This window comes from Wenyingzhuangia heitensis (genome assembly GCF_011762155.1).
GTDB classification, from domain to species: domain Bacteria; phylum Bacteroidota; class Bacteroidia; order Flavobacteriales; family Flavobacteriaceae; genus Wenyingzhuangia; species Wenyingzhuangia heitensis.
The window spans coordinates 162,074-176,890 of the sequence record NZ_JAASQL010000003.1 but is presented as its reverse complement, the minus strand read 5'-3'; the positions used below and the strand labels follow the sequence as shown (position 1 = coordinate 176,890).

General features: G+C 30.7%; 11 protein-coding genes. 5 read left to right on the top strand and 6 right to left on the bottom strand.

Features of this window, described 5'->3' with window-relative positions; all coding sequences use genetic code 11:
* Positions 1-22: 22 nt before the first annotated feature.
* From FHR24_RS11690 to FHR24_RS11680, 3 genes are all read right to left on the bottom strand, one after another.
* Complete coding sequence (locus FHR24_RS11690) at positions 23-1,741, bottom strand: RagB/SusD family nutrient uptake outer membrane protein (protein ID WP_167188844.1); 1,719 nt, start codon at positions 1,739-1,741, stop codon at positions 23-25.
* A gap of 22 nt (positions 1,742-1,763) precedes the next feature.
* Positions 1,764-4,847, bottom strand: coding sequence for a SusC/RagA family TonB-linked outer membrane protein (locus FHR24_RS11685; RefSeq protein WP_167188839.1), 3,084 nt, complete (start codon positions 4,845-4,847; stop codon positions 1,764-1,766).
* Between the two features lie 207 nt (positions 4,848-5,054).
* Positions 5,055-6,674, bottom strand: coding sequence for a hypothetical protein (locus FHR24_RS11680; protein ID WP_167188836.1), 1,620 nt, complete (start codon positions 6,672-6,674; stop codon positions 5,055-5,057).
* Between the two features lie 335 nt (positions 6,675-7,009).
* On the opposite strand from FHR24_RS11680, the gene FHR24_RS11675 reads away from it, so the two are divergent.
* The gene (locus FHR24_RS11675; protein ID WP_167188833.1) at positions 7,010-8,467 is read left to right on the top strand and encodes an FG-GAP repeat domain-containing protein; all 1,458 of its coding nucleotides are present in this window, start codon (positions 7,010-7,012) and stop codon (positions 8,465-8,467) included.
* 40 nt (positions 8,468-8,507) lie between these two features.
* On the opposite strand, the gene FHR24_RS11670 is transcribed toward FHR24_RS11675, so the two are convergent.
* Both FHR24_RS11670 and FHR24_RS11665 read right to left on the bottom strand, forming a co-directional pair.
* The gene (locus FHR24_RS11670; protein WP_167188830.1) at positions 8,508-9,107 is read right to left on the bottom strand and encodes a DUF1684 domain-containing protein; all 600 of its coding nucleotides are present in this window, start codon (positions 9,105-9,107) and stop codon (positions 8,508-8,510) included.
* A 3-nt stretch (positions 9,108-9,110) separates the two neighbouring features.
* A complete protein-coding gene (locus FHR24_RS11665; protein WP_167188826.1) occupies positions 9,111-9,821 on the bottom strand; it encodes a class I SAM-dependent methyltransferase in 711 nt (236 codons plus the stop codon).
* 150 nt (positions 9,822-9,971) lie between these two features.
* On the opposite strand from FHR24_RS11665, the gene FHR24_RS11660 reads away from it, so the two are divergent.
* The 3 genes from FHR24_RS11660 (at position 9,972) to FHR24_RS11650 (ending at position 11,852) form a co-directional block, all read left to right on the top strand.
* Positions 9,972-10,136, top strand: a complete 165-nt coding sequence (locus tag FHR24_RS11660; protein WP_167188823.1) for a DUF5522 domain-containing protein — start codon at positions 9,972-9,974, stop codon at positions 10,134-10,136.
* Positions 10,137-10,139: 3 nt separating this feature from the next.
* Positions 10,140-10,853, top strand: coding sequence for a DUF4197 domain-containing protein (locus tag FHR24_RS11655; protein WP_167188820.1), 714 nt, complete (start codon positions 10,140-10,142; stop codon positions 10,851-10,853).
* A gap of 306 nt (positions 10,854-11,159) precedes the next feature.
* Entirely contained in the window at positions 11,160-11,852 is a 693-nt protein-coding gene (locus tag FHR24_RS11650; protein ID WP_167188816.1) for a fibronectin type III domain-containing protein, read from the top strand.
* Positions 11,853-11,896: 44 nt separating this feature from the next.
* Here the strand turns inward: FHR24_RS11650 and FHR24_RS11645 are convergent, their stop codons facing one another.
* Complete coding sequence (locus FHR24_RS11645) at positions 11,897-13,492, bottom strand: hypothetical protein (RefSeq protein ID WP_167188813.1); 1,596 nt, start codon at positions 13,490-13,492, stop codon at positions 11,897-11,899.
* A gap of 437 nt (positions 13,493-13,929) precedes the next feature.
* Between FHR24_RS11645 and FHR24_RS11640 the strand changes: the two genes are divergently transcribed.
* Positions 13,930-14,718: an IclR family transcriptional regulator gene (locus tag FHR24_RS11640; RefSeq protein WP_167188809.1), complete on the top strand. Its 789-nt coding sequence runs from the start codon at positions 13,930-13,932 to the stop codon at positions 14,716-14,718.
* The last annotated feature ends 99 nt before the right edge of the window (positions 14,719-14,817 follow it).

Sequence of the window (14,817 nt, the reverse complement as noted above, 5' to 3'; positions counted from 1 at the left end):
TTTATGAATTTGTGATTTTAGGCTATAACGCACTGTTGTTTTGTAATTCTTTGTTAGGAATTGGCCAGTAATCTTTATTAGCGTTGTAATTGCTTACTGCATCTTGATAGTGTCTTAGTGGCATGGTTCTAAAAAAGAAAGGAGGAACGTTGTTTGCCAAAGGATATTTAACTACCAATTTAGATTCCTGATCATTTGCATTTGCCAAAGCATCTGCTACAATTCCCCAACGAACCAAATCTTTCCATCTATGACCTTCATAACATAATTCTAAAGGTCTTTCTACAAATTGTAAATGTGTTAAGATTGCGTTGGCATCTACATTTACCAATGGGAATTCTGTCAAATCATTAGCATCTAAGCTGGTCTGTAATTCTGGAATTTGATTTCCATTTTCAGTTCTATAAGTAGCTAAAGTTTTAACTCCTGCTCTAGTTCTAACTAAATCAATCAATTCAATAGCTTGGTCTACATTTCCATTGTTGGTTCCACCTTCTAACAAAGCTTCTGCATACATTAACAAAACATCTGCATAACGAATGTGTCTAAAGTTGATTCCTGATCTAGACAATTCTGGTTCTACATTTAAATGATACCAGTTAGAATGTTTTTTTACATAAGCACTAATTCCGTATGCGTTGTAGCTAGGTCCAGGCAAGTCTAATAAAGTAGATTGGTAATACTCATCTTCAAAATTACTAGGAGCTATACTTGCAGACAGTCTGTTAGAATGTCCATCGGTTCCGTCTGCTTTTTCATCATTTACCATTAATTCATGTAAATAATATGAAGCAAAAATTTGGTTAAATCCACCGTTTCCTTGTTTTCCAATAGGTCCAGATAAAGCGGTTGCTTCTGCTCCAGAACCAAATTGATTGTCATCTACAGTATTACCACCAATACCTGCATTTAAATCAAAAGAGTAGTTGGTTTCTAAAATAGATTCTTCGTTAAACTCGTTAAAATGTGTAAAGTTATCCATAGGGTCTGCTACCAAACTATAGACTCCAGAATCTACCACTTTGGCAAATTCTGTAGCTGCTAAACTCCATTCTTTGTCATACAGGTATACTTTTCCTAATAAACTAGAAGCGGCTCCTGATGTAATTCTTCCAACATCGGTTCCTGTCCAAGAAGCACGAATGTTTTCTTGTGCATATTTTAAGTCTGGAATAATTACGGCATTGGTAATTTCTTCTAGTGTAGACATTTCTTTTAGTGCATCTGCATCACTGGTAATGGTTTTTGTGTGTAAAATTCCCTGACCATAAGTATTTACCAATTGAAAGTAAAAGAACGCTCTTAAAAATCTTGCTTGTCCTTCTATTTCATTTTTATCATAGGTATTAAATAATGTTTCATCAACAGTTGCAATGTTTTCAATAACTTGATTGGCTCTGTTGATTCCAATATACAACTCGTTCCATTTGTTGGTTACCGACAAATCGGTATCGTTAAAATTCAAGTTTAAAAATTGAGGTGTAAATGGAGCAAAGGTTGTTGTAAAGGTTAAATCTCCCTGAGCCATTTCTGAAACTATTTGTCTACCGCTAATACTAGAAAATTGCAAAGCACCGTAGACAGTGGTTAGTCCTGAATTAAAATCGTTTTCTGTTTGCCAAAAAAGAGCAGCATCATATGCGTTGGGTGTTAGCTCTTCTAGAAAACTATCTTCATCACATCCTACCAAACCTATAAGAATGGCTAGAAGTGTGTATATTTTATATTTTAAAATCTTCATAATTATTTCTTCTTTTTAAGGTTTAAAAATTAGCTTGAACTCCCAATAAGAATTGTCTTGTAATAGGGTAATTTCCTTTGTCAACTCCTCTGGTTAACAATCCATCTCCACCAACTTCAGGATCGTAACCTGAGTATTTGGTAAATGTGAATGGGTTTACAGAGGTTAGGTATACTCTTGCTTTTTTAATGTTTAATTTTTCTAAGTTTGGAATGGTGTATCCTAAGGTTAAGTTTCGGATTCTTAAATAAGTACCATCTTCTAAGAAATAGTCAGATCTAGATCTAACGTTTTCACTAGAAACAGTTCTTTCTGTAGGAATATTAGAGGTTGGGTTTTGTGGTGTCCACATAGAATATAAATCTTGATGTCTACGAGCTCTGTATGCAAATAATTTTGCTCCGTTGTAAATTTCTGCTCCCGATGAAAAATAGGTTTGAGCATTAAAATCAAAGTTTTTATAATTCAACCCAATGTTTAATCCAGATTCAAAATCTGCTTGACCAGATCCGCTATACACCAAATCATTGTCATCAATTTTAGAATCTCCATTCTGATCTTTATACATTAAATCTCCCAATTGTGAACCGCTATCAATCAGTTGATAAGCATCTAATTGTTCTTGAGTTTTAATCACTCCTTGGTTTTGTAATAAGAAAAATGCTCCAGCTTCATGCCCTACAGCGTAGTAAGTTGTGTTGTCTGCATTTTGATTTCCTTCTGTAAAAGGAACTCCACCACCATAACCTCTTTCTAGGCCATCTAAGTTGGTTACTTCGTTTACATTTTTAGTTAAGGTATAAGAGATGTTGTATTTTAATCCTTTGATTCTGTTTCTGTAATTCAAGGCAAATTCAACTCCCTTGTTGGTCATGTTTCCTGCATTTACGGCAACAACTCCATATTGATTTACGGCATCTGTTTGTGAAGTTCCTGCAGAACCAGGTAATTCTTTTAACAACAACATGTCGTTTTTGTTATTTTCGTAGTAATCAAAGTTCATGCTCAGTCTATTGTTAAACAGTGCTAAGTCAATACCAATATTTTTAGAAATGGTTGTTTCCCATTTCAAATTTTCGTTGGTAATTCTTCTTTGAATATTTCCGATAGCTAAGCTTTCTGAAGTAGCAAACGGGTAGTTAACACCAGATTCTACAATAGAACTTGTTGCATAATCTCTGGTGCTTTGGTTCCCAACTTCAGCATAACTGGCTCTTAATTTTAAGTTAGAAATTTCACTAATATTCTTTAAAAAATTTTCTTCGTGTAAGTTCCAACCCGCAGACAATCCAAAGAAAGTTCCGTGTTTATTATCTCCCTGAAATCTAGAAGAACCATCACGTCTAATACTACCAGAGAATAAGTATTTATCATCGTAATTGTACAGACCTCTAAATAATTTTCCGCTTAGCGTTCTGTTAATGTCTGTTCCTGTAGGTTTTATAGCTTCTGCACCACCACTTAATACTTGTACATTGTTATTGGGTACATCTTTATCAAAAATAACTCCTGTACCAGAGGTTTGACTTTGGAATTTCTCATAAGAGAGTACTGCTAGTAATCCTACTTTATGTTCTTTATTGGTACCAAAAGCAGTGTTGTAGTTTAAGATGTTTTCTATAGATCTTCTTTTAGAAATAACATGATCTTCTAACAATCTTGCATTTAGGACAGAACTAGCATTTAAATCACCTTGTGAGTTGAAAGATAAAAATCTAGGGAAAAACCTTTTTTGAAAAGAATTAAAATTGTTATATCCCAAGTTTACTTTGTAACTCAATCCTTTTAAGATTTCATATTGCAAGTTTAGGGCAATATTGTTTCTTTTGGTTTCCGTTTTGTTTGTATTTCCAAATAAAGCAGCAAATACACTTATAATACCATCACCGTCACCATCAATAACACTTACATCGCTAGGATCCGAAAGAGGTCTACCGTATGGCATTTGTTTGATAGATTGTTCGTAAATATTAAAAGGTTCACGATCTCTGTTTTCGGTAGTATACCCCACAGAAGTAAACATTTTAAATTTTCCTTTGGTGTATTGTGCTGTTAATCTATTGGCCAGTCTGTTAAATCCAGATCCTTTAAGAACTCCATCTTGATTAAAATAAGTGGTGTTAAAGTTTAACTGAACATCTTTGGTTCCTCCAGAAACATTTAAAGAATAGTTTTCTATAATGGCATTGTTATTCTGAATAGATTCGATATAATCTGTATTAAAATCTAAAGCTTGTGGGTTTAGACTAAAAGGATCAAAAGAAGTGTTGTTTAATACGTTTCTTTGTTGAATTTGATACAGTTGTTGGTCTGTATTCATTAAAGGAGTTCCAGAAGTAATGTTTTGAACCCCAACATAACTTGTAAAGTTTACCCTAGTTTTTCCGGCTTCTCCCTTTTTTGTGGTAATTAAAATAACACCGTTAGAGGCTCTTGTTCCATAAATGGCTGCAGAAGCTCCATCTTTAAGAATGTCTATAGATTCTATTTGGTTAGGAGCAATATTAGGATTGTCTTCGTACGGAATTCCATCAACTACATATAAAGGCCCTAAAGCATCTGCAGTTAAAGATCCCACACCTCTAATTTGAATATTTGCGGGTTCTCCTGGACTACCATTTTGTGCTTGGATGTTTACCCCTGCTACTTTTCCCTGAATAGCTGTTCCTAAATCAGAAGTAGCGGTTTGGGTAATTTCTTCTGAAGTAACATTGGCTACAGCTCCCGTAATTTCCTTTTTCTTTTGTTTACCGTATCCTATTAATTGTACAGCATCTAAAGATTGTACGTCTCTTTCTAATTGAATTTTAATCAGATTAGAGTTTTGATTGGATAACACAACCTCTTTGGATAAGTAACCCAAATAAGTAATAACAATCGTTTTGTTTGGTGTGGTCGTTAATTCAAAGTTTCCATCAAAATCTGAAAGTGTAGTTTGCTGGGTTCCTTTAATAGTAATTTGAGCACCCAAAAGAGGTCCTTCATTGTCTTTTACTAGACCTTGATAATTTTTTTGTTGGGCACTTGCATTGATTACATTTAATAGCAAAATAACAAAAGCTAATAAATGTTTTTTCTTGATGCCTAAGCATAGGTTAGTTTTCATATGAATCTAAAAGTTTTAATTGTTTTACAAATTTCACTGAAAACAAAGGCTTTTAGATTGCGGTTAGGATAGACATATCCTGTACAGGAGTTTTTTTGAAGGTAGACTAATACTGAGAATATGCCATTACCCTCAACATCTGTCTAGATGATGTTCTTTTAGTTTTATGCTATTTTATTTGTGATATAATAGTTTATTTATTTGTTTTTATATGGAATTGATAAAATCTGATAAACTTTGTTCTTTTTCTAAATTTAATTTTTTTCTAAGTCTGTATCTAGATGTATGAACACTTTCTACAGATATTCCTAACAAAGAAGACATCTCTTTACTGGTAAAGTTTAGTTTGATCAAAGCGCAAATTTTTAAATCGGTCTGGCTAAGGTTTGGAAATTGTTCTCTAAGCTTTTTGTAAAAGTTCTGATTGATCAATGTAAAACGCGTTTCAAACTCTTTCCAGTTACTATTTGGGTTTCCCTGTATGGTATTGATCATTTTACTAACCGTTTTGGTATTAATGCTCTCGTCTTGTTTGTTTAATCTTTGTTGAAGATTTTTTAAGAACTCTTCTTTTTCTATTAGCTGCAGAGCAGATGTGGTTAGTTCTTTGTTCTTTAATTCTAAAATTTCATTCTTTTTTTCAAGTTCAAGTTTTTGTTTTTCTTCTATAATTTTCTTTTCGTTCTGATGTTTTCGTTTGGTGTAAAAAATAAAAAAGTAGACAAATATAAGTACAGATATTGTTACGGTGGTTGTAGTAACTACTTTTAAAAACGAGATGTATTTTTCTTGTTTTAACAGTTCAATTTTTCTGTTGCTTTCTAGTTTTTGTTGCTCTTCTTTAGTGGTTCTAAAAGTATCTTTTAACAAGAGCAATTCTTGATTATTTTCTGTTTTACTACCAAAAATTTTCTCATTCATTTCCTTAGACTCTTTTAGGTAAACAAAGGCTTTTTGATAGTTGTTTTTAATTTTATAAACTTCAACCAAGTCATCACAACTCATGATTTTATAATCTGAATGACAGTGATATTGATTGGAGATTTGTAACGAGTTTGTATAAGCCTCTATACTCTTTTTGTAATCTCCTTTGGCTTTGTATACTTTTCCTAAAATATGTTCTATGACTACTAGATAGGTAATGCTTTCTTCCTTAAAAAAGTCTTTAGCAGTTTGTAGTTTTTCAATAGCTTTGTCATATTTTTTTTCAAGCATTAGTTTGTAGGCTAGCTCTGCTTCTAAATAATAGTTTTTGTGCAGTCCTTGAATGTTGTTTTTAATTTTTACGCAACTATCAAGATGTTTTAGATACATGTCGTAGTTTTTGTTTACCCTGTAAAAATTTGCCAATCCAAAATGATCGCTAAAAATGTAAATAGAAGGAACCAAGTTTTTTTTGTAGAGATCTCTACTTATTTCTAAAGAAGCATTAAAGTGTTTTAAAGCCTCTTCTTTACGGTTAAAAAAACCATAAAGCCAGCCAAGTTCCTGGTAGACTCTTCCTTTGTGTATTTTTTTTTGATGTCTATCTGCTAATAACAAAGCTTTCCATAAATGATCATAAGCTTTGCTGTAATTCACATTATGGCTATATATAGTACCAATTTCTATAAGCCCTTTTATGGCTCTAAGAGTGTCTTTTTCTTCTAAAGCACTTTGATAGTACTGTGTATATATCTGTACAGATTTTTTTGGGTTGATAAACTTGATCTCTTTTGCTTGTTGAAAAAGTGTGTCTATCTCCTTTTCTTCTTGACTATAGGTAGATACATTAAATAATAGGCTTATGCTAAATGTTATAAAAAAAATGAAATTGAATTTTTGCATTTTAATGTTTTTAATAATGAAGGGACTCTAAAGTAGTAATTTTATTGTCTAGTAATTTATACGTTTTCTTTTTTGTTTTTCGATGTCTAGAGAATTTTGGTTTTTAAGGTGAAAAGTGCTCGTTTTTATTAGGACGACATAGTTTTGTGCATTGTTTGTCTAGGTAAAATTAATTGATAAAATTGAATTTGGATTCTACTAAAAAGTATATCTTTTGCAAATCAATAAACTTTACAATGAAGGCTAGTTTTTATAAATACATAATTCTTTTTTTAATACCTCTTTATTATTCTTGTAAACCACAAAAGGAAAAGAAGGAGAGTGTTCAGCAAAATTTGGAGTTAAATCAAGGAAAAAAATTAGCAGAAACATATTGTACAAGCTGTCATCAGTTTCCTAAAGCCAAAACATTTCCTAAAAAATATTGGGAAGAGGTTTTGCCTGTAATGAGTTTTTTTTTAAGTGCGCAAAAAGAAGGAACTCAATTGTCTGATTTTAAAAACCCTATAGCAAAACAAAGATTATTAGCTTCTGGTTTGTTTCCAAAGGCACCCTTAGTTACAAAAGCAGAATGGAAAATGATACAGGAGTATTATTTTTTAAATGCTTCTAAAGAAAATAAGCCAGAATTAACCCCTAATTTTATTTATAAAATGCCTCAATTTACCAAAGAGGTGTTTCCGTGGAAAGCTAAGATGGAAGGTTTAACATATTTAAATTTTTATGAAGGGATTTATGATATTGGATACAATACTAAGACATCTAATTATCATTTAAAATTAGATAATAAAGGAAATGAAACCGTAAAAACAAAAATAGAATCTCCTTTGGTAAATGTTATTAAAAATGGAAATATAGAATTTTTGTTACTATTAGGAAGAATGGCAAATGTTGATGAGCCTACAGGAAAAATAATCATAGAATCTAAAACTGGCTTGAGCAAGTTTATAGAGTCTTTAGAAAGACCCATAGATTTTGTTATTGAAGATTTGGATAAGGATGGAGTTCCAGAAATTTTAGTAGCAGAATTTGGAAAGTATTTAGGAGGTATTAATATTTATACAAAAGGAGAAAAAGGTGTTGTTAAGAAAAATATTTATGCAAAACCTGGAGCTATTAAATTTGTGTTAAAAGATATAAATAAGGATGGATTAAAAGATTTTTATGTGCTTCTTGCTCAGGAAAATGAAAGTGTTTATTTGTTTTTAAACAAAGGAAATTTAGAGTTTGAAAAACAAAGAATAATTAGTTTACCACCTGATTATGGGACAACATATTTTGAAATGTTAGATTTTGATAAAGATGGAGATTTAGATATTATTACCTCTAGTGGAGATAGTGATGATTTTGTAAGTGTTCTAAAACCAAACCATGGAGTTAGGTTGCATGAAAATTTAGGAAATCATAAATACAAACAAGTTTGGTTTCATAAACAAGAAGGGTCTTATGGAACTGTTTCTGCAGATTTTGATAATGACGGAGATATAGACATTGCATCTATAGGTTATTATGCTTCTGCTAAAAATAAAAAACAAGAGAGTTTCTTGTATTTTGAAAACATTGGTAAACAAAAGAGTGGATGGAGTTTTAAAACTTATTCTTTGGCAGATGATAATCTTGAAAATAGCTGTTTTATGTTAATCAAAGCAAAAGATGTTGACAATGACGGAGATTTAGATATTATTCTAGGAAGTAACGCTGGAATATTTGGAGAAGATAAGAAAACGATAATCTCTAAAAATTGGCAAAATAATGGAGGTGCCATTACAGTGTTAAAAAACAACTATAAATAACAATTATCATTTCTGTTTTTGTTAAATAAATACAATAAGCTTATTTATATTTTACACCAGCTAAAATTTCAATATCTAAATGATTGTTTTTAGGAGGAATTGGACAAATGTAGTTTTTATTATAGGCACAATAAGGGTTGTAAGCTTTGTTAAAATCTAAAACAATAGTTCCAGTAGGGGTTTCTGGAATAGTTGTATCTAAATATCTTCCTCCATTGTAGGTGGTTTTACCATTGCTGTTATCGGTAAAAGGAATAAATAAATAGTTCTCAAAGCCTTTCTTTTTTAGTAAGCTTAAACTTTGATAAATGCGTAATGATAATTGCTTTCCATCAATACTAAAACTTGCCAAAGCATATTGTTGGTATGCTTCTGTTTTTCCTGCAGTATTACTAATATAGGTAACAGGACTGTTAAATGTATAACTAAGCTTTGCGTTTACTTTGTATTTTTCTTGAGTTTTGAAAAAAGGCAAACCCGTAAATTTTTTGATTTTACTTTTAGCTAATGGACTTTTATTTTTGTCTTTAAAGTATTCGTTTAATTCTGTTCTATGCTTATTTATTTCTTGCTGATAACTTTTACTTTGAGCAGAAACAAACTGAGAAATTAGTAATATAACAATAAGAAACTTTTTCATGGATTAGTTTTTGGTGATTTTAGCTAAATAATCGTAATGTTCTCCTTCTGCCATAAGTTCACAATTCATGCCATTGTAAACAGCACAACGTTGTAGCGTGTTGTAATCTACATACAGCCAATCAAAAGTTTCAGATTGTTGCTCTTTATAGTTCATCCAAAATTGGACTTCTCCATAATATTCTTGACTGGCATCTATCCAGTGGTCTCCGTTTTCATCTTCAAACATATAAACTATGTCCGATGAGTCTATTAAAATTTGTCCATTAGGAGTTAAAAAATCAGTTAAATAATTTAAAAAGCTAGCTAAATTAGTTAGTTTACCACAAATACCGGTTCCGTTCATTAACACCAAAATGGTGTCAAATTTTTCATCGGTTTTAAAATTGTAAATATCGGTAACTTGGGAGTTTGTAATTCCTCTGTCTTTAGCTACTTCTATGGCACCCTCAGAAATATCTATAGCGGTTACCTGTAATCCTTTTTTTTGTAAGTATAAGGAATGGCTCCCTGCACCACAGCCAACATCTAAAGTTTTCCCCTTGGCTAGTTGCAAAGCTTTTTGTTCAATGGCTGGCATGTCTTTATACGTTCTTAATAAATAAGGTAAAGGCAATTCGTCTTCTTCAGAAATAGAAGAGTTGGTGAGCAATTTATCTTGTGTGTTATTATCAAAATAAAAAGCTTTTAAAGCAGTTCCTAAAACATCATTCATAAAAAGTAATTTGTACAATGCAAAGGTACTTTATTTATTAAAAAAAGTCTGCGGATTTAAATTAGGATATTTAAGGGATTATTTACAATTTAATAAAGACGTATTGTTTTTTACTTTTCTATTTTTGTGAATGTTTTAAAAAAAAAATAGATGTTAAACATTCCACCAGAAGAAGGTGATTTTTATACCAATGAACAGGGGTATAGGGTTTTTACAGAACAGTATCATTTAAAAAGAGGATATTGTTGTAAAAGTGGTTGTAAACACTGTCCGTATGGTTATGATAAAAAAACAGATTCGTTTATAAATAAATAAAAAATGAGAAAAATACTAGTAATTGTTTTGGCACTTAGTTTAACAAACTGTGCAGAATTAAGTCATATTGTAAGTAATTTACCTATAGGAACAGAAAATCCAATTTCTAGTTTAGATATTTCACAAGGTTTAAAACAAGCTTTGGATAAAGGAATATCAGACCAGGTAAGTAAATTAACCCAAGACAAAGGATTTTACAGTAACGAGTTGGTTAGAATTGCTTTGCCAGAGGAGTTGAAAAAAGTAGATGAGACTCTACGAAAATTTGGATTGAGTGATTTGGCAGACAAAGGGTTGATAGCTTTAAATGCAACCGCATCAGATGCCGTAAAAACAGCTACACCTATTTTTGTAGACGCTATTAAAAACATGAGTTTTAACGATGCGAAAAATATATTAATGGGAAGTAACAATGCTGCTACCAACTATTTAACAGCAACTACAAACGATAAATTATACGCTTCCTTTAGTCCTGTAATTAAAAATTCTTTTGACAAAGTTGGAGCTGCAGAAATATGGACGTTGCTAATAGACAAATACAATCAAATTCCGTTTATTACCAAAGTAAATCCAGACTTAACAGATTATGTTACGGAAAAAGCCTTAACAGGAGTGTATACCATGATAGCGATTGAAGAACAAAAAATTAGAACAGATATTGGTGAAAGGTCTACCGTATTATTGCAAAAAGTATTTGCATTACAAGACGGTAAATAAAAATACATTAATAGAGTAAAAAGCTCCGCTAAAAGATCAAAATCTTTTAGCGGAGCTTTTGTTTTTTAATTAGTTAAATTTCAGTTGTCTAACTCATATGTTTTTTGTGTTATAACAAATCAATTAACTTGATGTTTTATAGTGTTTATTGAGTGTATAGTTGCTCTTTTGTTTAGAATTAGCTCTTATATTTGAAACACTAACCCTTAAAATAGTACTTGTTTTGAAAAATATTTATAGTTTCTTTTACTTGGCAATAGTTATTTATAGGTAAATCAAAATTTATAGTTCAATAAAAACGATAATATGAAGAATATAAAAAATCTAGCAATTGGTTTAATTCTTTTAATTGCTATTTCTTGTGGAGGGAATAAAGATTCTGAAGAAATGGTTTTAGAACCTCAAAAAGCAGTATTAGTATATCCTGCGGAGAATGAAGAATGTGAAGGAGGGATTGTTGTGTCTGATACCGAAGCTGTTTTAGAGTTTAAGTGGCAGAAAGCAGAAAATGCAGACTCTTATTTGTTAAAAGTAGAAAGCTTAAATACGGGGGTAGTGAAAGAATTTACTGCAAATACAAACTTTAAAGAGGTGAATCTTTTAAGAGGTGTTCCGTATTCTTGGTCGGTGGTTTCATTAAAAAAAGGATCTCAAATAACAGCAACAAGTAGTCTTTGGGAGTTTTATATGGCTGCAGAGGGAGTAGAGAATTATATTCCTTTTCCAGCAAAATTATTGAATCCTACAAATGAAGAGATAATTGTAACTTCTTCTGTTACTATAGAATGGAGTGGGAATGATGTTGATAATGATATAAAAGAGTATGAGTTGTATTTAGATACAAATTCAAATCCAACAACCAAACATGCCACTACAAATTTGCAAACCGTAGAGAATATATCGTTAATTACGGGGACTACATATTATTGGAAAGTCGTTACCAAAGATTTGGCAGGAAATTCATCAAATTCACAAGTGTATAGTTTTACGCTAGAATAAGTTTTATACAAAAAAAGAACCTCTTTCAAGAGGTTCTTTTTTTGTTAAATAGAGTTGATAAAATCACTCAAACTATCATTGCGTTCTAGGCCTAGTTTCTTTCTTAGTCTATATCTAGATGTGTGTACACTTTCTACAGAAATACCCAGCAAGGATGACATTTCTTTACTAGAGAAATTCAATTTAATAAGTGCACAAATCTTTTGATCTGTTTGTCCTAGTTTAGGAAATTTTTCTTTTAAATTGGTGTAAAAACTTTGGTTGATACTCGTAAATCGTGCTTCAAATTCTTTCCAGTTACTGCTAGGACTTCCTTGTATAGTATTCACCATTCGGTTAATTACTTTAACGTCAACATTATCTTTTTGTTTAGAAAGTTTGTTTTTTAAGTTTTTAAGAAACTCTTCTTTTTCTATTAGCTGAAGTGCAGAAGCGGTTAGCTCTTTGTTTTTTAATTCTAAGACTTCGTTTTTTCTATCAAGTTCTAGTTTTTGTTTTTCTTCAATAGTTTTTTTCTCTTTTTCGTGACTAATTTTTAAGTTTCTTATAAATATAATAATAGATATTATTAGAAAACAGATACATACACCTAATAAAATATGTTTTAAGAACCATATATACTCTTCTTGTTCTAACAGTTTTATCTTTCTAATAGCCTCTAGTTTTTCTTGCTTCTCTTTGGCTATTCTATAAGTGTCTTTTAGCTTAAATAATGTTTGATTGTTTTCGCTTTTACTTCCAAAAATGGATTCGTTTAATTCCTTGGATAGTTTCTGATAATGAAAAGCTTTTTCATAATTTTTTTCTAATCTGTATATATCAGTAAGTTTGTCATAGTCCATTATTTTGTAATTGGTATGACTACTATATCTGTTAGATAAATCAATAGATTCTATAAAATGTAATTTGGCTTTAGATAAATCTCCTTTTTCTTTATAAGTATTCCCAATTAAATGATTAATGATTACTAAATAAGAAGGGGCGTTTTCTTGAAAGTATTTTTTAGATTCATTAAGCTTTTTGAGTGCTTTATTGTATTTTTTTTCTAGGGTAAGTTTGTAGCCTATTTCAGCTTCTAGATAGTAACTTCTTTTTACGTTATCTATAGATTGTATACAGCTGTCTAAATAGATATTATGTAGTTTGTTTTGTTGTCTAACTCTATAAAAATTGGCTAAGGCAAAATAATCTGAAAAAATATAACCTTTGGGAGCGTACTTCTTTTTTACCATTACTTTACTAATGGCAATGGATTTGTTAAAGTTTTCTATGGCCTCTTCATCTCTATTGTAAAAACTATATAGCCATCCAAGAGATTGATGTAATCTATTTATAAAAGTTTTAGAGTCTATTTTTTCTGCTAATAAAAGGGCTTTCCAGTAATCATCATAAGATCTGCTATAATTCATAGTGTGACTATGAATTTTACCTTTTCCTATCAAAGCATCAATAGCCTTTACAGTATCTTTTTTTTCAAGAGATTGCTCATAAGATCTTTCAAAAAGATCTATGGCAAGCTTAGGGTCTTTGTGTTTTAATTTATCAGCCTCTATATATAAACTATCTTTTTTTCTCTGAGAGTATATAGTTGTGCTTATAAGTAAACAAAATAAGAATATATTATATAGAGCTTTGTTCATTGAACTAAAGGATTTTGTATTTGTTGTCAAGTACTGCAAATTACAAACTATTTTAAAAAATTGTATAGTTTTCTATTTTAGTTAGTGTTAAAACATATTTTATTAGATGTTTTTTGTTTCTAGTTGGCTGTTTTTGTTGAGTGTATATTGGTTTGCAGTACAGTTAATGTCTAGTTTGCGTATCTATTTTTTTAGTATGTATTGTCTCTCTTTTGTAAAATGTTTAGATCTTTCTATAGATAAATATTGTGGATTATGCTTTTTTAGGTTGCTAATGTTATTGAATTTATGTTTTGTTTAAAATTGAAAAAGAATGTTGCTTTTAGGTGCTATAAACTAAATGTTCAGTTCCTTTTTTAAGTAAGATGACTTTTGTTAAATGATTTTGTTGTAGAAATAATGACTATTTTTGTGATTGTTAATGAATAATACACTAAATGAGTATTTTAAAAGAAGAGAGTAAGCCTATATATAACGTTCCAAATTTAGAACGTGGATTAATGATAATTGAATTGCTAGCAACTTGTAAAGGCGGGTTAACTTTGGCAGAAATTATAGAAAATTTATCCATAACTAAAACAACAGCATTTAGAATAGTAAGTACATTAATATTTAAAAACTATCTTCAGAAAAATGAAACGACCAAAAAGATCACACTTTCTAGAAAAATGTTAACACTTGGTTTGTCTGCAATGAATGAACAAAGTATTGCTGAGGTTTCTATAGATATAATGAGAGCTACAAGAGATGAGTTAAAGGAGTCTGTAATGCTAGGTATTATTATTGGAGACAAAGGAACTATTTTAGAACAAGTGGCATCCTCTTATCCTGTAAAATTATTTGTAGAACAAGGAACTCAGTTTAGTTTACACAGTTCTGTGGGGGGGAAATCTATTCTTGCTCATTTACCAGACAAAGAAATGAATACAATTGTAGATACAATTAAGTTTACTCCTTTTACAGAAAACACACTAACATCAAAAGATGTGTTTAAAGAGCAGCTTAAGCAAGTTAAAAAAGTTGGTTACGCAGTAGATAATGGCGAGGATATACAAGGTATTAATTGTGTGGGTGCTCCAATTTTTAACGAGTATGGAGTTCCTGTAGCAGCAATATGGATTACCGCACCACATGGACGATTGCCTTCTAAAGATTTTGAGAAAAAAGGAGAAGTAATTGCAAAATATGCGAAAGAAATATCCCTTAAATTAGGATATGTAGGTTAATTTTTTCTTTCTAAAAAGAAAAAATAAAACTCATAAATAGTTGTTTAACTAACTGTTTATGAGTTTTTTTTGGTTCAGTCCCCTTGTTTTTACTGACTT

Excerpts from the sequence above, each read along its gene's own strand:
- FHR24_RS11685 (WP_167188839.1), bottom strand. The coding sequence starts at position 4,847 with ATGAAAACTAACCTATGCTTAGGCATCAAGAAAAAACATTTATTAGCT.
- FHR24_RS11680 (WP_167188836.1), bottom strand. The coding sequence starts at position 6,674 with ATGCAAAAATTCAATTTCATTTTTTTTATAACATTTAGCATAAGCCTA.
- FHR24_RS11670 (WP_167188830.1), bottom strand. The coding sequence starts at position 9,107 with ATGAAAAAGTTTCTTATTGTTATATTACTAATTTCTCAGTTTGTTTCT.
- FHR24_RS11645 (WP_167188813.1), bottom strand. The coding sequence starts at position 13,492 with ATGAACAAAGCTCTATATAATATATTCTTATTTTGTTTACTTATAAGC.
- FHR24_RS11655 (WP_167188820.1), top strand. The coding sequence starts at position 10,140 with ATGAGAAAAATACTAGTAATTGTTTTGGCACTTAGTTTAACAAACTGT.
- FHR24_RS11665 (WP_167188826.1), bottom strand. The coding sequence starts at position 9,821 with ATGAATGATGTTTTAGGAACTGCTTTAAAAGCTTTTTATTTTGATAAT.
- FHR24_RS11650 (WP_167188816.1), top strand. The coding sequence starts at position 11,160 with ATGAAGAATATAAAAAATCTAGCAATTGGTTTAATTCTTTTAATTGCT.
- FHR24_RS11690 (WP_167188844.1), bottom strand. The coding sequence starts at position 1,741 with ATGAAGATTTTAAAATATAAAATATACACACTTCTAGCCATTCTTATA.
- FHR24_RS11660 (WP_167188823.1), top strand. The coding sequence starts at position 9,972 with ATGTTAAACATTCCACCAGAAGAAGGTGATTTTTATACCAATGAACAG.
- FHR24_RS11640 (WP_167188809.1), top strand. The coding sequence starts at position 13,930 with ATGAGTATTTTAAAAGAAGAGAGTAAGCCTATATATAACGTTCCAAAT.